Source organism: Paenibacillus gyeongsangnamensis, from assembly GCF_027533625.1.
GTDB classification, from domain to species: domain Bacteria; phylum Bacillota; class Bacilli; order Paenibacillales; family NBRC-103111; genus Paenibacillus_G; species Paenibacillus_G gyeongsangnamensis.
Map to the genome: position 1 here is coordinate 84,481 of NZ_JAQAGZ010000001.1, position 17,385 is coordinate 101,865.

Genomic DNA, 17,385 nt, shown 5'->3' on the forward strand with positions numbered 1-17,385 from the left:
TTGACTTATCTGTTGGAAATGAACGATATCAGCAAAAGCTTTCCCGGCGTGAAGGTGCTCGAAAAGGTTCAGTTTAATCTGAACGCCGGAGAAGTGCACGCGTTGATGGGAGAGAACGGAGCCGGCAAATCGACCCTGATGAAAATTCTTGGAGGCATTTATCCGAAGGATGGCGGTCAAGTGTCGATAAAAGGAACGGTCACTGACATTACGTCGCCCTCCAAGGCTCAGAGCCTGGGCATCGTCATGATTCATCAGGAACTAAACTTAATTCCGGATCTGACGGTGATGGAGAACATTTTTCTCGGCCGGGAGTTCACATACGGCAAGACGAAGCTGATTAATTGGCCAAAGATGAAGCAGGAAGCGGGGCGCTATTTGTCTCAGCTCGGTTTAACGATTGATCCGGGTATCATTGCCGGCGAGCTGTCCGTAGGTCAGCAGCAAATGATCGAGATTGCTAAAGCGCTTTCCATGCATGCTGAGGTTCTTGTGCTGGATGAACCGACGGCGGCGCTGACCGACCGGGAAATTGAAGCGCTCTTCCAGGTGATTGAGGCGTTGAAGAAGCAAGGGGTCGGGATGGTGTATATTTCCCACCGCATGGAGGAAATCTTCCGGATCTGCGACCGGGTTACAGTAATGCGCGACGGTCATACGGTAGGAACGGACCGTATCGGCGAAACGAATATGGACAAGCTGGTAAAAATGATGGTAGGACGGGAAATCAAAGACCGTTTTCCTAAGGTGGACATTTCCGCCGGAGAAGAAAAGCTTCGTGTGAATGGCCTGACCGTGAAAGGCAAGCTGCATGATATCTCTTTCTCCGTGCGTAGCGGCGAGATTCTGGGCATCGCAGGTTTGATGGGCGCCGGTCGAACGGAGCTGGCCAAAGCGATCTTCGGCGTACTCCCCGTTCAACAAGGCGAGATTCGGATCAACGATAAGCCGGTTACGATTCGGAAGCCGATGGATGCCATTGCCGCTGGGATCGCCTTGGTAACGGAGGACCGCAAGGATGAGGGTCTGCTCCTTCCGCTTTCCGTCAGGGACAATATCTCCTTGCCGAATCTGGCCGACGTCTCGACGAACGGGTTCATGAGCCGTAAGAAGGAGAACGCATTAGCCGACCGACTGATTCGTCAACTAACAATCAAAACGCCGAACGGCGAATATACGGTCGGAGCGCTCAGCGGCGGGAACCAGCAGAAGGTTGTTATCGGTAAATGGCTCGCCACCCGCCCCGAGGTGTTCATCCTGGATGAACCGACGAGAGGCGTGGATATCGGGGCCAAGAAGGAGATTTACGATTTAATGAATCAATTGGTTTCGAACGGCGTGGCGATCATAATGATCTCATCCGAGCTTCCTGAGGTTCTTGGAATGAGCGACCGCATACTCGTCATGCACGAGGGCCGGATTACCGGCGAATTCATGAGGGAAGACGCCACTCAGGAGGACATCATGCATTGCGCGACGGGAGGAGCGAAAAAACATGTCGGCTGATAACATCAAGTCAGGCAAACGTCTAAGGAAATCTCAAAGCTTGGGACCGTTATTCGGTTTTATTTTGATCATCATTATATTATCCATCATCAGCAGCGATTTTTTGACCATAACGAATATTTTTAACGTTCTTCGCCAGGTGTCCATCAACGCGCTGATTGCTTTCGGAATGACGTTCGTCATTTTGACAGGCGGAATCGACCTGTCGGTAGGTGCGATATTGGCGCTATCCAGCGCATTCACGGCGGGGATGCTGGCATCGGGAACGAACACTTGGCTTGCCGTGCTCATCGGGCTGTTCTGCGGAGCAATATTTGGCGCGGTGAACGGACTGCTGGTAACCAAAGGAAAGGTTGCGCCGTTTATTGCCACCTTGGCTACGATGACCGTATTCCGCGGATTCACGCTGGTTTATACCCAGGGCAAGCCGATGACGGGGTTAAACGAAAGCTTTGCCTTTATCGGTAAAGGGTACTTCTTCGATATTCCGATGCCGATCGTATGGATGATCCTAATTTTTATCATTCTATATATTGTATTGAAATATACGACCTTCGGCCGGCGCGTATTCGCGCTGGGCAGCAACGAGGAAGCGACTTGGCTTTCAGGCATCAACACGTCGGGAATCAAAGTGCTGGTCTATTCCATCAGCGGGCTGCTGGCGGCGTTCAGCGGCATTATCCTCACCTCGCGCTTGAACTCGGCGCAGCCGACAGCCGGGACATCGTACGAATTGGATGCGATTGCAGCGGTCGTCTTGGGTGGAACGAGCTTGTCCGGCGGCAGAGGCTGGCTCGTCGGCACATTAATAGGGGCGATGATTATCGGGGTATTGGATAACGGATTGAACTTGCTGAATGTCTCATCCTTCTACCAATTGGTAGTCAAGGGCGCTGTAATTCTGGTAGCCGTTCTCATGGATCGTTCGAAATCCTCCAAATAAACTACATTTAAGGAGAAGATCACAATGAAAAAAATGCACATCGTAATGTCAGTACTCATGGCAGGTTCACTTATTATGGCAGGTTGCTCGACCCAATCGAAGTTGGAAGGGGGAGGCGCACAGCCGGCTCCGGGTAAGGATGCGGGCGCAGCCGGAGGCAAAGTGACGATCGGTCTTTCGCTGTCCACCTTAAATAATCCTTTCTTCGTCACACTGCGTGATGGAGCCATGAAAGCGGCAAAAGAATCGGGCGACAATCTCGTGGTTGTCGATGCCCAGAATGATACCTCCAAGCAAATCAGCGGCATCGAGGATCTGATCCAAAAGAAAGTTAACGTCATTATGATTAACCCAACGGACAGTGATGCAATCGTTACGGCCGTTCAAGAAGCCAATAAAGCCAACATTCCGGTCATTACCATCGACCGCGCTGCCAACGGCGGGCAAGTGGTTTCCCACATCGCCTCCGATAACGTGAAAGGCGGGCAAATGGCGGGCGATTACATTCTCAAAACGATCGGTGGCAAAGGCAACATCGTGGAGCTGCAGGGCATTGCCGGAACTTCAGCTGCACGCGACCGAGGGAAAGGTTTCCATAGTGCCGTAGACGGCAAAGACGGGGTAAAAGTATCGGCATCCCAGCCTGCGGACTTTGACCGAGCGAAGGGCCTCTCCGTTATGGAAAATATCCTACAAGGCAACAAAGACATTCAAGCCGTTTTTGCCCATAACGACGAGATGGCGCTGGGCGCTCTCCAAGCGATCCAAGCGTCCGGCAAGAACATTGCTGTCGTCGGCTTCGATGCTACGGATGATGCCGTGAAAGCCGTGAACGATGGCAAAATGGCGGCGACGGTAGCCCAAAAGCCGGCAGCGATCGGCGAAACGGCCGTTAAAACGGCCGATAAGGTAGCCAAAGGCGAGAAGGTAGAAGCTTCGATCCCTGTCGATCTGGAGCTTATCACGAAGAAGTAAATCTGTCAGTTTGGCTTTAGCCGCATCCCGTTCCCGGTCAGGGGGCGGGATGATTTTTTTCGGCATGACAAGAACATTATCTAATTCCCGATAGATCACAGCGAATGGAATAGGAAGGATAAACCGTAGCTGTCAGGTTTCTGGTGGAGGGTTGTCCAACGACACAAATGTTCCAACATAACTTTGATTAAAAAAGCTTGAGGAATCAGGCTTTTATTTTTTTATTCAATACCAGAGGAGAAGGACTATTGTCCGAATCCGACCTGTACGTTTCCGTGCGCTTCCATCATTTCCGCAGAACGATTGAGCAAACTTTTTATAAAGCTCATGCGTCTTTCATATGTAAGGCAAGCGAATGATACGCGCGTATCAAGGGGAGATTGTAATGAATAACAAGATGGAAAAGTTACTTATTCATTTTATTACGGAAAATAAGGAGAATGTGTATCGATTAGCTTACAGCTATGTCAAGAATGCGGAAGATGCGCTGGATATTGTTCAGGATTCGATCCACAAGGCTTTGTCATCCGTAGAAACCTTAAAATCCGAAGGTGCGATGAAGAGCTGGTTTTACAGGATCGTGGTGAATACATCGCTCGATTTCCTGAGAAAAAACAAGAGGATTCAGCTTGTAGACGATAAAACGCTGGAATTGCACAGCCCTGCAAGTGAAGACGCCTATCATGACATGGATCTGGAGAAGGCGATGGACGAATTGCCCCATACCTTTCGGACTGTGGTTGTACTTCGATATTTTGAAGATTTAAAAATTGAAGAAATTGCGGAAGTGCTGCATGAAAACATCAGTACCGTAAAAACACGGTTGTATCAAGCGCTCCGCAAGCTTCGACTTAAAATGAGCAATGAATTTCTGGAGGAGGTAAAATAAGATGAACGAACAGCTGGAACAATTGAAAAGACAATATAAGAGTGTGCCGATCCCGAGTGAATTGGATTTCGTCGTAAAGAAAGCTCTCAAACAAAAAAGGAAAAGCCCCGCATACATGAAGTATTTTGCTGGAGTCGGAGTGGCGGCTATCATTTTGGTATCAGGGATCAATATGAGCCCCGCCTTTGCCAATGCATTGTCAGAAGTGCCGCTGGTTGGCTCGCTCGTCAAGGTGTTAACGATTAAAGAATTTAAAGTCGATGACGGAGCGGCTAAAGCCGATATCAAAGTGCCTGCCATTACAAACATGGAAAATAAAACGTTGGAAGCGACGCTGAACAATAAATACTTGGAGGAAAGCAAAGAGTTATATAAATCTTTCACTGCCGATATGGAAAAATTAAAGAAAAATGGCGGAGGACACTTAGGCGTAGACAGTGGTTATGTCGTTAAAACCGACAATGATCAGATTCTTGCCGTGGGCAGATATGTGGTAAACACGGTCGGTTCCTCCTCGACATCGTTTAAATACGATACGGTAGACAAGAAAAATCAACTGTTGATTACGTTGCCGAGTTTATTTAAGGATGACAGCTATATCAATCTGATCAGCGAAAATATTAAAGATCAGATGAGACAGCAGATGAAGGCGGACCCTAGCAAGGTTTATTGGGTAGATGGTAAAATGAGCTTCAATGCCATTGCTAAAGATCAAAGCTTTTATATTAACAATGAAGGCAAGCTTGTCATCTCCTTTAATAAATACGAAGTCGCTCCAGGGTCGATGGGCGTCTTGGAGTTTACCATACCGACCAATATGATTGCCGATGCATTAGTTAGCAGAGAATATATAAAATAAAAATCGAACAGCACCTGTGAGCGGAATGAAAAAGTTTCCACCTGTTCGAATGCGAAAAGCGGCCTTGAACGATTCGTTCAAGGTCGCGTTTTTTGCCCAAATTACAGTAGTCCATTACACCGGTGCGCGTTCTTTACAGTTTAAGTTCTATTCCGGGTATGAAATGATAAGAGGGAGCATTTGTTGAAGTTATGAAAGGGGAACAAGACAATGAGTTCACGCAACGGCAACGATTCGACTGCAATGGCGACCATTCGCGCTACGGAACGATGTACACCGCCTCAGTGGGCGCTTCTTGAGCAGCTCCTGTTTGACACACTGAACCAAGCGGCGGAAGAATTTGTTGAACGGTATACGCGCTCCGACGGAACGCTCATTTGGCGCAATAACTGGCCGGGAATGGACGGCTCGGATATCGGGAGTTTGATGCCTATTACGACTGGATGCATTATGGAGAAGGATATTTGTACTTGTATTTCTTGGGGTTGGCCGGCCCCGCGACTTTGAAGGATCGTCAGCGCGCGGTAAGGTTTGCGAACATGTATACGGGCGACGATCCAGAAGCTCCGAATTACGATAAAGAACGAAAGCTTATCCGGTCGCCGCTGACGGGCAGCCGCGGTCCGCGTTTCCAGGTGTCCGAGGAAGATTGGAGTACGCACCGGGCGGGCTGAAATCATCAATCAGCATGGAGATGTAACCGGATCGGCAGAGATCGGCGGTAAATGGCTGCATATTTCACTGCCTGCGGGAACAGTCATATCGCTTCGAATGGCGATGGAACGCTATGTCAATCAGCCGACGTACGATATGCCTTGGCCGGATTACGATAACCTCTCGTTGATCCGCGGGCGCAATACGGAATGCTCCGAGAGCGCTGAAGTCAATGAAAGGCATATGCAAGCCGATGATCATTGATGCGCATCAGCACTATTGGAAAATCAGCCGCGGCGACTACGGCTGGTTGACGCCGAAGTCCGGGCCCTTGCTGTACCAGGACTATATGCCCGAACGGTTGTCGCCCGAGCTGCAGCGGTGCGGGGTAGCCGGGACTGTCGTTGTACAAGCGGCGCCGACGATGGAAGAAACGGAATTTCTGCTTGGCCTTTGCGAGCAAGAGGAGACTTTGCTCGGGGTGGTCGGATGGCTCGATATAAACGACGAAGACTTTGAAAAGCATTTCACCTGGTTCCGTTCCCATTCACGTTTTGTCGGCGTTCGCCCGCATTTCCCGCTGTGCCGGACGGTGATTGGAGCAGGTATCCGCAGTTGCTCCGTAATCTGAGGCTAGGACGGCTTTCCGGTAGATATTCTCGTTAGTGCGCTCAGTTTGCCCGTATTAGTGAAGCTGCTGGAGCGTATACCTGATCTGACCATCGTCATTGATCATCTTGGAAAACCAGGTATCCCAGGAAAAGAAATCGAGCACTGGGTGCAATGGATGGAAGCGGCTGCCGGGTTCGAGCGCGTTTTCTGTAAACTGTCCGGACTCGCGACAGGAACGGGCGGCGTTCGTTGGCACCCGGCCGATTGGGTCCCATACGCCAGGCATGCAGCCCGTGTGTTCGGTCCGGAAAGGCTCATGTTCGGAAGCGACTGGCCGGTTTGTTTGCAAGCCGGCAGCTTCGGGGAAATGCTGGACGCGGCCCGCGCAGCGCTGCCTGATTTGAAGCCATCCCATATCGAAGCTGTTTTTGGCGGGAATGCAGCCGGCGTTTATCGGTTGCCGGTTAAATAATAGGTTTATTGAGAGGGCAGACGAATGATTGCATTCGATCTGCCCTTTTCCATAGTCATTGCTCCATCCACGACCTCCTATTGATTGGAATAATCATAATTATAATGGTTAAATTAATAAAAATTGGAATGAGTCTGGTGGAGTAACATGAGGAATCTTTTAAGAAAATTGCTTTCGAACAGCCGGGAAAAACAAAAACCAGTTATGGGAATGAAACTTTATCCTTCTTTGCAAAAAAATATGGAATACATTCAAAACCAATTGTTTCATTCGGGTGATCTGAAGTGGCGGAGCATTAGATTTAATCAATCAGAGGGTCTTATCGTCTTTTTGGAATCCCTATCTGATCAACAAAGAATTCAAAAAGAAATCATTAAGCCCATAGAAGAAAAAAAAGAAGGAACCGTGGATGAACTCATTACTTCTTTGGAGATTACGAAAAAATCGAATCTTAACGAGGTGCCTCATGCCTTAGTTCAAGGCAATTGCGTATTGTTATTCGAAGGTACAGCAGAAGCTATTATTGTCGATGTAACAGCAGCTTATAAACGGAGTATATCGGAACCAGTGAACGAAGGCGTCGTTCGCGGCGCACATGATGGCTTTATAGAGAACCTCATCACGAATCTTTATTTGGTTCGAAAGCGCGTTGAAAATCCGAACCTGGTCGTTCGTTATTACAAGGTCGGAAAGGCAACCAAAACAAAATTGGCTCTCCTCTATATGCAGGATCTGGCGAATCCGGATCTGGTCCAAGAAGTGGATCACAGACTCGGTTCCATTGCGATGGATACCGCGATCTCTCCCGGATTCATTGCCGAATTGATTGAAGATAACCCATTTTCTCTATTTCAGCAAATCTTATTTACGGAAAGACCGGATCGGGCGGTAGCTAATCTCATGGAAGGCCGTGTAGTTATTTTATCGGATGGAGACCCGTCTGCGCTGATTTTGCCGGTGACTTTCTTTGCCTTTTATCAAAGCCCGGATGATTATCACAGCAGGTGGATTGTCGGTTCGTTCATTCGATTGATTCGTTTGGTGAGCTTTATCATCGCATCTTTAGTACCTGCTTTATATATTGCGATTATTGGCTTCCACCCCGAAATTCTTCCTGCAAATTTGATTTATACCGTAAAAAGCAGTATAGACAGAGTACCATTTCCACCTATTGTGGAGGCTCTTCTTATGCAGATTACCTTAGAGGTACTACGTGAGGCAGGTGTTCGTTTGCCGAGCAGAGTAGGTCAAACCGTCAGTATTGTTGGCGGCTTGGTTATCGGTGAATCGGTCGTGCGAGCCGGACTGGTTTCATATCCTATGGTAATCGTTGTCGCCTTAACCGCTATTTCGTCGTTTGTGGCCCCCTCAAATGAAATAAGTACGGCCACTCGCATTCTGGGCTTCCCGCTCATGATCCTGGCCGCGATGTTCGGTTTGATCGGCATCACGTTTGGCTTGCTTTTCATCTTAATCCACTTATGTAAATTGGAATGCTTTGGTACAGCCTATTTTGCGCCTGTTATGCCTCTGCGAATCAAAGATTTGAAGGATACATTTACACGCTTTCCCATCTGGAGCTTGAATCAGCGTCCCCATGACCCGCATCCAAAAAGGTTAAATCAAGAAAAATATTCAAGGGGGTGGGAACATGATGATCCCGGATAAGAGTAAAATTACTCAGGGGCAGCTCATGTTTTTTGTTGTACAGTCTCAAGTGGGGGTTGGAATTTTATCTCTTCCTCATAAAATGCAGGCTATAACCAAGGGAGGAGGTTGGATTTCTACATTAATCGCCGGATTGGCCGTACAAGTGATTATTTTGATTCTATGGGGTCTTTGCAGACGGTTTCCTTCCGATACAATATACAGCTTCTTACCGAAAATCGTCGGCAATCTTCTCGGGAATCTGCTTGGCCTTGTTTATATTGGCTATTTTCTGTTTTCTGCGGGAACGGTTTTAGCCTTATTTGCCGATGTCGTGGGAAAGTGGGTGCTCCAAAGTACGCCTAGATGGGCATTATTAATTCTCACCCTTCTCACCTGTATGTATTTGGTTAAAGAAAATCTTCGAGTGATAGCCAGACTGTTTGTCATCTCTTCGTTGACGATCATTGTAATGGTGCTGCTATCCTTGATGGGTTATGTCAAGATGAACATCAGCTATATATTTCCTATAACGGAAGCGGGATGGGGGAACATCGTCAAAGCTGCGAATGAGGCGTTGTTTCCTTTAGTCGGGTATGAAGTTTTATTGGTGATTTATCCTTTTGTTGAAGGGAAAAGCGGCGGGAAATTAAAGGCAGCCTCTTTAGGAAATATGCTGATTGCCCTTTTTTACACATTTGAGGTGTTTACCAGTTTGATCATTTTCAGCCCGGCGATCATGCCTGCCATTTCGGAACCTCTCCTCTATATGCTGAAAGGCTTTTCTTTCCAGATCATTCAACGAATCGATTTAATCTTCTTATCTTTATGGGTTTTTATTGTTAGCACTTCCATTGTCGCTTGGTTATACATGGCAACAACAGGCTTAGGTCGCTTCTTTCACCGGGGTGAACATAAAAGGGCAGTCCCCTATGCAGCTATCATTGTCTTTATTTTGGCTATGATTGCTCAAGATCCATCGGTCACCGACCTCTACGATCGAATGATTAAGATTTCTCATTATACGCTTGTGGTTGGGCTTCCTTTGATCCTGCTCATCTTCTCGTATCTTACAAGAAAAAGGAGCGCGTAAGCCAGATGAAAAGGAGCTGCTTTTCAAGCGCGGTTATTGTTGTTCTCTTATTGATGACTGGGTGTTGGGATCAAGATCTTTTAAGGAATGCTCGTTTGCTTTATGGAGCAGGGTTCGATCTCGCACCGAATGGAAAGCTTCTAACCACCTTTGTCATAAGGGACATGCCTGCTAGCGAACAACAGAGTCCTAAAAACGATATTATATATACGGTCAGCAATACGGCACTGGAAGCCCGCGATAAAGCGGATGATAAGATATCCCGGGTTCTTCGAGCTTACAGAAATCGGATCATTCTCATTGGTGAGGAACAGGCTAAACAAGATATTTATCCGATCCTCGATGTTTTTTACCGCGATCCCAAGAGCGCTTTAAATGCGAGGGTCGGAGTGGCGCAAGGGAAGGCGGCAGACATACTTTCCCTCAAAAAAGTAGGGAATGTCTTAATTGAAGAAGAAATTGATGAATTAATCATGAGCAAAGAAGGGACTACAACCGTTCCCAAGGTGACACTTGAAACGATTTACCCTGTAATGATGGACCCCGGAGAGGATTTTGTTCTTCCATACCTCATGGAAAAAGGGAAACGAGTGGACGTTTCGCGGATTGCCATGTTTCATAAGCGTCAATTTACAGGGACACTGAGCTCTGATGAATCTGCCATGTATTTATTTTTGAAAGGCAACAAGGGAAAAGTGGCGAGATTCACCCAAAAAATAAGTACCCGGAAGGATCAACCTAACGGTGATGACTTTTTAAGCTTTAATGTAGAAAAATCAAAGCGAAATATGAAGATTTTGATTCAATCAGGCGATCAAATTACGGTTAGGCTGGATTTAAAATGGAAGGTGAGTATCGTTGAATATCCGAAAGATCGCTTAAATGATAAAAAAATGGTTGCGCAATTAAACCAGCTTCTGTCTAAAGAGATGACTCACTTGGTAAACGAAACGATTAAAAAAATGCAAATAGCCCGCTGCGACGGACTAGGGATCGGCAGACAACTCATGGCGTTCCATCCCGATATCTGGAAGAAGAAGAAGGAAGACTGGGGGAGCAACTATCAAAAGGTACATTTTGTTCCTGAGGTTCAGGTAGAAATTGCGAAGAAAGGGATTATAAACTAAGATTACTTTTCCCATATCGAGCATGGGGTGAGAAGTAGTCTTTTTTCTTTACAAAACATTTACACCTATTTGACGTGTGCAAAACATTGCGATTCTACAATGAAATTGTTATTAAAAACAACAAATTCGCACAAATACCCAAATCGGAGGAGTTTATTGTGAAAAGACATCTTTCTTTAAAATCAGCCTTAATCATCAGCATTATGGCTTTGGGAGTTTCGGCATGCGGTACGCCTCAGCAATCCGCTCCCGCGGCAAACACTCCGGCTCCGGCCAAAGAACAAACTTTGGAGGAGATTCAAAAGCTGGCGAAACAGGAAGGAAAGGTTGTCAGTGTAGGGATGCCTGATGATTGGGCCAACTGGAAACAAACTTGGGGCGACATCACTACGAAGTACGGTTTAACGCATTCGGATACGGATTTAACAAGTTCTGAGGAGATCGCCAAATTCGATGCCGAGAAGAATAACCCAACGGCTGATATCGGGGATGTAGGTATGGCTTTCGGACCGATCGCGAAGGACAAGGGCGTGACCATGCCGTATAAAACCTCGTATTGGAACGACATTCCGGATTGGGCTAAGGATAAGGATGGCAACTGGATGGCCGGTTATCAGGGGACGATCTCCATACTTGTCGATAAAGCACAGGTGAAAAATCCGCCAAAAACGTGGGAAGATATTGAAAAAGGAGATTATAAAGTTCAAATCCCGGATGTTACCAAGTCGTCGCAAGCACAGATGGGCGTACTGGCAGCAGCGATCGCGCATGGAGGAAGTGAAGGCAACATTCAACCCGGCTTGGACTTTTTTGCGAAATTGGCCAAGCAGAACCGATTGGTTACCAAGGACGTAACCAAAGCTGATTTGGAAAAAGGGGAAGTACAAGTTGCGATACTTTGGGATTTTGTGTCGTTAGGCTTTAAAGACCAAATCGATCCAAATCGCTTTGAAGTAAACATTCCGCAGGAGGGCAGTATCGTCGGCGCCTACACAACCATCATTAACAAGTATGCGCCTCATCCGAATGCCGCTAAGCTTGCCCGCGAATTTATTTTGAGCGATGAAGGTCAAATCAACTTGGCCAAAGGCTATGCCCGTCCTATTCGTGAAAATGTCAAATTGCCGGATGAAGTTGCCAAGAAGCTGATTCCTAGCGAACAGTATAAAAATGCGAGACCGATCAAGGATTTCAAGACTTGGGATGATACATCCAAAAAAATTCCGCAAATGTGGCAAGAACAAGTTTTGGTTAACATCAAGTAACGGATTAATGAGAAGTGAGGTTTGTCCGAATGAAGCATAAAGTTACGCTGTTCGCCGTCATTGCTCTGCTTCCGTTTGCGCTGCTGATTGCCTTATTCGAGCTGCTCCCGCTCGCGGCAATGATACGCGACAGCTTTCTTGCTGATGACGGGATCACGTATACGTTCAAACAATATATTATTGCTTTAACCAATCCTTATTATACAAAAGGAATGGTAAACAGCCTGCTCATTTCTATATATTCCAGCTGCATTGGACTCGCGATCGCCATCGCTGCGTCATATTCCATGACGCGAATGTCTTCGAAGATCCAATCCATTCTGGTGACCTTCTCGAATTTAACGTCTAATTTTTCCGGTGTGCCGCTGGCCTTCGCTTTCATTATTTTGCTTGGAAACAGCGGCGTGTTTACGCTGCTGTTTAAAGAATGGGGCTTGAACATTACAGGTTCGTTCAATCTATACAGTTGGGGCGGTTTAGTGGCTGTATATGTTTATTTCCAAGTGCCGCTAGCGATCCTGCTTCTTTACCCTGCGTATTCCGGCATTCATAAACATTGGCGTGAGTCCGCCTCGTTGCTTGGCGCATCGGCTTTTCAATTTTGGCTGCGAATCGGATTCCCGGTGATTATTCCCAGCGTAGTCGGCACGTTCAGCATTCTACTTGCAAACGCGATGGGCGCTTATGCAACAGCTTATGCTTTAGTGGGGGGCAGCTATAATTTGCTGCCCACCCGCATCGGCGCGCTCGTAGCCGGGGATGTAGCCACAAGGCCGCAACTGGGCAGCGCGCTCGCCGTCATTTTAGGATTGATGATGGTTGTCGCGATGTGGTGTAATGAACGTATGATGCGGCGGTTCAGGAGAGATTTGCGATGAAGAAAAAATGGGTGCATACGATTATCATTTCGGCGACTTTTCTATATCTCTTCTTGCCGCTCGCGGCCACGTTCTTGTATTCGATCGCCAAAGAATGGCATCATACGATTCTTCCGGCTTCTTATACGCTCAGCTCGTATGAGAATTTGTATACGGATCCTCGGTTTTTACAAGCCGTCGGACGAACGCTTCTCGTCACTGCGATAACCCTTGTTCTAAGTGTAGTTACCATGGTGACCGCCGTCTTTGTCGTGTTCATGTATTTGCCTACAATGGAGCGGGTCCTGCAGGCGCTTGTGATGATCCCCTTCGCCGTTCCCGGTGTGGTTGCTGCCGTAGGGCTTATCAAGGTGTACTCAAGCGGGCCGATCGTATTGTCCGGGACGATCTGGATCTTAATCGGAGCGTATTATGTACTGGTTCTTCCCTATATGTATCAAGGTATCCGAAACAATTTGCGAACGATTGACGCCAAAAGGCTGATGGAAGCCGCTGAAGTGCTCGGTGCGAGCAAAATTAAAGGTTTTACATCCGTTATCATGCCTAACATGGTGACTGGAATGCTCGTATCCGCTTTATTATCGTTCTCGATCCTGATCGGCGAGTTCGTTCTGGCCAATTTTCTCATCGGGGGATATTATGAAACGATTCAAATTTATTTAATGAGACGCTTGAATGAAAACGGCCACTTGGCTAGCGCGATTGTGATTACGTACTTCCTTACAGTGGCGGCGATTTCCTGGATGATGCTGAGATTAGGCAGGCGTTTCGTGAAGACAGAAGAAATCAAGGAGAAGGTAACATGAGCTACGTCCAAATCGATCAAGCGCTTAAGCGATACGCGGATTCTACTGTACTGAAGCAGGTATCTCTGCAGATTGAAAAAGGTGAGCTGGTTACCCTGCTGGGACCAAGCGGCTGCGGGAAGAGTACGCTGCTTCGTTCTATCGCCGGTCTGGAGAAGCTGGACGGCGGAACGATCAGCGTAAACGGGAACGATATTTCCCACCTTCCGCCGCAACGAAGAAATGTGGGCATGGTTTTTCAATCCTATGCGCTGTTCCCGAATATGACCGTTTTTGATAACATTGCCTTCGGTCTGAAAATGCGAAAATGGCCTCGAAAAGAGATTACCGATAAGGTAAAACAAGTTATCGAGTTGATCCATATGTCCGATAAAGCATCCTCCTATCCGCATCAATTGTCCGGCGGTCAGCAGCAGCGTGTAGCGCTTGCCAGAGCGCTTGTCACGGAACCGGATATACTGCTTCTGGACGAACCGTTAAGCGCGCTGGATGCGAAAATAAGGAAAAATCTTCAAATCGAGCTGCGAAACATTCAGCGGGAATTGAAGATGACGATGATTTTCGTCACGCATGACCAGGAAGAAGCCATGACCATCTCCGATCGCATTTTTATTATGAATGGCGGAAATATTGTTCATCAGGGCAAGCCGGAAGACATCTATGCTTCTCCAAAAACCGAATTTGTCGCCCGGTTTATCGGCAGCTATAATGTATTGACAGATATCGAACTTCATAGTTTAACAGGAAAGTCGTTCGAATCGGGCAGCTATGCCATTCGCCCGGAGGTAATGGAGCTTCATCCGCACGATGCACCCCCCGAGCAGCAACAGCCCGGCATATGGCTCGAAGGGATTGTCAAGAGTATGACCGTTCGCGGCAATGTGTGCCGGTACTTGATTCAATCACAGGATGTCACCTTATGGGTGGATGAACTGAATGTGCCTCAAAGAGGCGCTCTGGATGAGGGATTGTTCATTAAAGTGCGGATCCCGGAGTCTGAATGTAATTTACTAGAATAGAAGGTGAAGAAATGCCGGTAATGTCGATAGAACGAAAAAACGTTATTCTTGACCGGTTGCAGGCTTACGGTAAAGTGAACGCGGCGGAACTAGCCAAACTAATAGACGTATCGATGGAAACGATAAGGCGCGACCTGGATATGCTGGAGAAGGAAGGACTGCTGAGGCGTGTGCACGGCGGAGCTGTTAAAATCAACTTCCAATTGGGAGAGCCTCCGTTCTATCAGCGCAAACAGGTCAGTCTGGAAGCTAAAAAGAAAGTGGCTCAGAAAGCCGCGCAGCTGGTCAGAGACGGAGATACGATCGTCATGGGTGGAGGAACGACGATCCTGGAGATGGCGCAAGCGCTTCGCGGCGTCAACAAGGTAACCCTACTGACCAATTCGGTACCTACAGCACATACGCTGATGGATTCTTTAAACCAAGGATTATTTCATGGAAAGGTGATCCTCTTGGGCGGAGAATTAAATGAGGAGCAATATTCTGCCAGCGGTACCGTATGCGAGAAAATGCTGGATTTGTTCTGTGTAAATAAAGCATTTATTTCTCCGGGGGGCATCTCGCTTTCAGGCGTTATGGAGTACACGCTGGAAGAATCGTCGATTTCTGCGAAGATGATTCAGGTGGCTAAAGAAAAGATCATCCTGGCGGATCATTCCAAGATCGGTGCGGAAGCTTTATGCAAATTTGCACAACTTGATCAAATTAACGCAATCGTTTGTGATCATGAAGCGCCCCTGTCATGGCGGACATCTCTGGAGAATATCGATTGGATCACAGCGAATGAGGAGACGATCAAGTGAAACAGATTAAGGGGATTTTGTTTGACAAAGACGGAACTTTGATGGATTTTTATTCCAGTTGGATCTTGGTGGCCAAGCAGCTAGCCGATCATTTGCTTGAAAAATTAGATATCGCCAATGATGGTCCTGCGATCAAAGAAGATTTGCTCAATTCTATAGGGCTGCATGACAATAAAGTAGATCCCAAAGGCTTCCTGGCTAGCGGCACCACTCACGATATCTTCGAAGCGTTTGTTCATGTGCTGCTGAAAGCGGAAGTGAATCAGGAGAAGCTGGATGGTTTGGATCATTGGATCACGGAAGAGCTTTATAGATTAACCAAAGCCAATCGGGACAATCTAAAGCCGACGGCGGATTTGCCGCATTTACTTGAACAGCTTCGTCGGCATGGAATTAAAATAGGTATCGCAACTGCGGACGATCGGGATTCTACGAAGTTCTTTTTGGATAAGATCGGCATTCAAAGCTATTTTGATTTTATCGGCACATCGGACTACTATGAAAAAAAACCGAATCCAAGCATGATTCAAATCTTTTGCGAGATTACGAATATCAGTACGGAAGAAGTCGCTGTTGCCGGTGATACGATTGTCGATCTTCAATTTGCCAAAAACGGTTCGGCCGGCCTCGCGATCGGCGTACTCTCCGGTGTCAGCGGAGCAGCCGAGCTGAGCGGACTAGCCGATCTAATCGTAGATTCCGTCGGGGATATCGTTACGGAGAACGGCGGTTTGATTTGGCAGAAGAAGGAAGACTGATGAAACGAAATTAGTTCCGGAGGAGAGATCATGAAAATCGGGTTGGAAACTGAAAGTTATCACTTACAGTTCATTTCAGGGCGCATGGATGTATTTCAATTTATCCGCAAGACAGCCGAACTAGGATTAGACGGCGTCATGTTGAATATTAATCCTTGGCCGGGGCTGCCCGGATGGGGAGTTCTTGAATCATTTGACCCCGAATATTTAGCGGAAGTAAGAAACGAAATCCGGAAATACGGATTTTTTGCTGAAATCGATACGCGCGGAACGGATCCGGAGCATTTGACGCAAGTGATTGAAGCTGCTCATCAACTAGGGGCTGACGTCGTTCGGACTTACGCTTGTATGGGCGTATACGATCCGGATACATTGAGAATAGCTCCGCAAGATATAAAACAGCTTGTCCCGTTGCTGAAGAAATACAGAATTCGACTGGCCGTGGAAAACCATGAGGAAGAGATTGCGGATGAAGTCATTCAAATCATCAAGGAAGTGAACAGCCCATGGGTAGGCGCACACTGCGATATTGGCAATAGCATGATGGCCTGGGAGGATCCGGTGGAGGCTGTCAGGAAATTGGCGCCTTATGCATTCACCACCCATTTTAAAGACCACATCATTATTCATGACGGCGAGGACTACCAAGTATGCGGAGTGCCGGTAGGAGCAGGCAATATCGATACGGAAGAATGCTTCAAAATACTCGTCGAACAATCGACCTTAACCTGGATCAATGTGGAAATGTGCTTTCCTTATGCGGTTTCTTTCAAAAGAAAGCCGGGAACCGGCGGCATATTTCAAGTCGGTGAAGGCGCGTTCAAAGTGGAGCAGCCTCCGTATGAATTAAACAGGATTAAACCGCTGGACTATTACTACCCGCCGGCGGAACTTTTAGAAACGATGATTGAAGATCAAGCAAAGGGCGTAGAACAATCCGTTAAGTATACGCTGGCATTAAGAGATAAATATTGTCGATAATAAGGAAGATGCGGCATGAATATCGTGCTCATAATAATAACAGAGCGTCTGAACCATGAGCTCTCCCGGGTGGAAACATTAGGGAGAGCTTTTTTGTT

General features: G+C 47.2%; 18 protein-coding genes and 1 pseudogene. All 19 read left to right on the plus strand.

What is annotated here, in order from left to right:
- The first annotated feature begins 18 nt into the window (after nt 1–18).
- The 19 genes and pseudogenes from O9H85_RS00410 (at nt 19) to O9H85_RS00500 (ending at nt 17,287) form a co-directional block, all read left to right on the plus strand.
- Nucleotides 19–1,506 (plus strand): sugar ABC transporter ATP-binding protein, encoded by a 1,488-nt coding sequence (locus O9H85_RS00410; protein WP_269879795.1) that lies wholly within the window; start codon nt 19–21, stop codon nt 1,504–1,506.
- A complete protein-coding gene (locus tag O9H85_RS00415; protein ID WP_269879297.1) occupies nt 1,496–2,449 on the plus strand; it encodes an ABC transporter permease in 954 nt (317 codons plus the stop codon). Before O9H85_RS00410 ends, O9H85_RS00415 begins: the two co-directional genes overlap by 11 nt.
- A 24-nt stretch (nt 2,450–2,473) precedes the next feature.
- A complete protein-coding gene (rbsB, locus tag O9H85_RS00420; RefSeq protein WP_269879298.1) occupies nt 2,474–3,424 on the plus strand; it encodes a ribose ABC transporter substrate-binding protein RbsB in 951 nt (316 codons plus the stop codon).
- A 385-nt stretch (nt 3,425–3,809) separates the two neighbouring features.
- The gene (locus O9H85_RS00425) at nt 3,810–4,313 is read left to right on the plus strand and encodes an RNA polymerase sigma factor (RefSeq protein ID WP_269879299.1); all 504 of its coding nucleotides are present in this window, start codon (nt 3,810–3,812) and stop codon (nt 4,311–4,313) included.
- Between the two features lies 1 nt (nt 4,314).
- Nucleotides 4,315–5,172 carry a DUF3298 and DUF4163 domain-containing protein gene (locus tag O9H85_RS00430; protein ID WP_269879300.1) on the plus strand — a complete coding sequence of 286 codons (858 nt, stop codon included), beginning with the start codon at nt 4,315–4,317 and terminating at the stop codon, nt 5,170–5,172.
- A 210-nt stretch (nt 5,173–5,382) separates the two neighbouring features.
- Nucleotides 5,383–5,679 carry a hypothetical protein gene (locus tag O9H85_RS00435; protein WP_269879301.1) on the plus strand — a complete coding sequence of 99 codons (297 nt, stop codon included), beginning with the start codon at nt 5,383–5,385 and terminating at the stop codon, nt 5,677–5,679.
- The gene (locus O9H85_RS00440) at nt 5,676–5,846 is read left to right on the plus strand and encodes a hypothetical protein (protein WP_269879303.1); all 171 of its coding nucleotides are present in this window, start codon (nt 5,676–5,678) and stop codon (nt 5,844–5,846) included. Before O9H85_RS00435 ends, O9H85_RS00440 begins: the two co-directional genes overlap by 4 nt.
- Nucleotides 5,847–6,058: 212 nt before the next feature.
- Nucleotides 6,059–6,457 carry an amidohydrolase family protein gene (locus tag O9H85_RS00445; RefSeq protein ID WP_269879304.1) on the plus strand — a complete coding sequence of 133 codons (399 nt, stop codon included), beginning with the start codon at nt 6,059–6,061 and terminating at the stop codon, nt 6,455–6,457.
- Nucleotides 6,458–6,478: 21 nt separating this feature from the next.
- Nucleotides 6,479–6,910 (plus strand): annotated as a pseudogene (locus tag O9H85_RS00450) (amidohydrolase family protein); the annotation flags it as partial.
- A 147-nt stretch (nt 6,911–7,057) separates the two neighbouring features.
- Nucleotides 7,058–8,578 (plus strand): spore germination protein, encoded by a 1,521-nt coding sequence (locus O9H85_RS00455; protein WP_269879305.1) that lies wholly within the window; start codon nt 7,058–7,060, stop codon nt 8,576–8,578.
- Nucleotides 8,562–9,650: a GerAB/ArcD/ProY family transporter gene (locus tag O9H85_RS00460; RefSeq protein ID WP_269879306.1), complete on the plus strand. Its 1,089-nt coding sequence runs from the start codon at nt 8,562–8,564 to the stop codon at nt 9,648–9,650. Before O9H85_RS00455 ends, O9H85_RS00460 begins: the two co-directional genes overlap by 17 nt.
- Before the next feature lie 5 nt (nt 9,651–9,655).
- The gene (locus O9H85_RS00465; RefSeq protein WP_269879308.1) at nt 9,656–10,777 is read left to right on the plus strand and encodes a Ger(x)C family spore germination protein; all 1,122 of its coding nucleotides are present in this window, start codon (nt 9,656–9,658) and stop codon (nt 10,775–10,777) included.
- Nucleotides 10,778–10,935: 158 nt separating this feature from the next.
- Complete coding sequence (locus tag O9H85_RS00470) at nt 10,936–12,042, plus strand: ABC transporter substrate-binding protein (protein WP_269879310.1); 1,107 nt, start codon at nt 10,936–10,938, stop codon at nt 12,040–12,042.
- Nucleotides 12,043–12,071: 29 nt separating this feature from the next.
- Entirely contained in the window at nt 12,072–12,920 is an 849-nt protein-coding gene (locus tag O9H85_RS00475; protein WP_269879311.1) for an ABC transporter permease, read from the plus strand.
- Nucleotides 12,917–13,726 (plus strand): ABC transporter permease, encoded by an 810-nt coding sequence (locus O9H85_RS00480; protein WP_269879312.1) that lies wholly within the window; start codon nt 12,917–12,919, stop codon nt 13,724–13,726. The genes O9H85_RS00475 and O9H85_RS00480 overlap by 4 nt, the downstream gene beginning before the upstream one ends.
- Nucleotides 13,723–14,745 carry an ABC transporter ATP-binding protein gene (locus tag O9H85_RS00485; RefSeq protein ID WP_269879313.1) on the plus strand — a complete coding sequence of 341 codons (1,023 nt, stop codon included), beginning with the start codon at nt 13,723–13,725 and terminating at the stop codon, nt 14,743–14,745. The genes O9H85_RS00480 and O9H85_RS00485 overlap by 4 nt, the downstream gene beginning before the upstream one ends.
- 11 nt (nt 14,746–14,756) lie before the next feature.
- Nucleotides 14,757–15,548: a DeoR/GlpR family DNA-binding transcription regulator gene (locus tag O9H85_RS00490; RefSeq protein WP_269879314.1), complete on the plus strand. Its 792-nt coding sequence runs from the start codon at nt 14,757–14,759 to the stop codon at nt 15,546–15,548.
- Nucleotides 15,545–16,306, plus strand: coding sequence for an HAD family hydrolase (locus tag O9H85_RS00495; protein WP_269879315.1), 762 nt, complete (start codon nt 15,545–15,547; stop codon nt 16,304–16,306). The genes O9H85_RS00490 and O9H85_RS00495 overlap by 4 nt, the downstream gene beginning before the upstream one ends.
- A gap of 30 nt (nt 16,307–16,336) precedes the next feature.
- Entirely contained in the window at nt 16,337–17,287 is a 951-nt protein-coding gene (locus tag O9H85_RS00500; RefSeq protein WP_269879316.1) for a sugar phosphate isomerase/epimerase family protein, read from the plus strand.
- The last annotated feature ends 98 nt before the right edge of the window (nt 17,288–17,385 follow it).

Excerpts from the sequence above, each read along its gene's own strand:
- O9H85_RS00410 (WP_269879795.1), top strand. The coding sequence starts at position 19 with ATGAACGATATCAGCAAAAGCTTTCCCGGCGTGAAGGTGCTCGAAAAG.
- rbsB (WP_269879298.1), top strand. The coding sequence starts at position 2,474 with ATGAAAAAAATGCACATCGTAATGTCAGTACTCATGGCAGGTTCACTT.
- O9H85_RS00490 (WP_269879314.1), top strand. The coding sequence starts at position 14,757 with ATGCCGGTAATGTCGATAGAACGAAAAAACGTTATTCTTGACCGGTTG.
- O9H85_RS00465 (WP_269879308.1), top strand. The coding sequence starts at position 9,656 with ATGAAAAGGAGCTGCTTTTCAAGCGCGGTTATTGTTGTTCTCTTATTG.
- O9H85_RS00415 (WP_269879297.1), top strand. The coding sequence starts at position 1,496 with ATGTCGGCTGATAACATCAAGTCAGGCAAACGTCTAAGGAAATCTCAA.
- O9H85_RS00500 (WP_269879316.1), top strand. The coding sequence starts at position 16,337 with ATGAAAATCGGGTTGGAAACTGAAAGTTATCACTTACAGTTCATTTCA.
- O9H85_RS00455 (WP_269879305.1), top strand. The coding sequence starts at position 7,058 with ATGAGGAATCTTTTAAGAAAATTGCTTTCGAACAGCCGGGAAAAACAA.
- O9H85_RS00475 (WP_269879311.1), top strand. The coding sequence starts at position 12,072 with ATGAAGCATAAAGTTACGCTGTTCGCCGTCATTGCTCTGCTTCCGTTT.
- O9H85_RS00445 (WP_269879304.1), top strand. The coding sequence starts at position 6,059 with ATGAAAGGCATATGCAAGCCGATGATCATTGATGCGCATCAGCACTAT.
- O9H85_RS00430 (WP_269879300.1), top strand. The coding sequence starts at position 4,315 with ATGAACGAACAGCTGGAACAATTGAAAAGACAATATAAGAGTGTGCCG.
- O9H85_RS00485 (WP_269879313.1), top strand. The coding sequence starts at position 13,723 with ATGAGCTACGTCCAAATCGATCAAGCGCTTAAGCGATACGCGGATTCT.
- O9H85_RS00460 (WP_269879306.1), top strand. The coding sequence starts at position 8,562 with ATGATGATCCCGGATAAGAGTAAAATTACTCAGGGGCAGCTCATGTTT.
- O9H85_RS00480 (WP_269879312.1), top strand. The coding sequence starts at position 12,917 with ATGAAGAAAAAATGGGTGCATACGATTATCATTTCGGCGACTTTTCTA.
- O9H85_RS00425 (WP_269879299.1), top strand. The coding sequence starts at position 3,810 with ATGAATAACAAGATGGAAAAGTTACTTATTCATTTTATTACGGAAAAT.
- O9H85_RS00435 (WP_269879301.1), top strand. The coding sequence starts at position 5,383 with ATGAGTTCACGCAACGGCAACGATTCGACTGCAATGGCGACCATTCGC.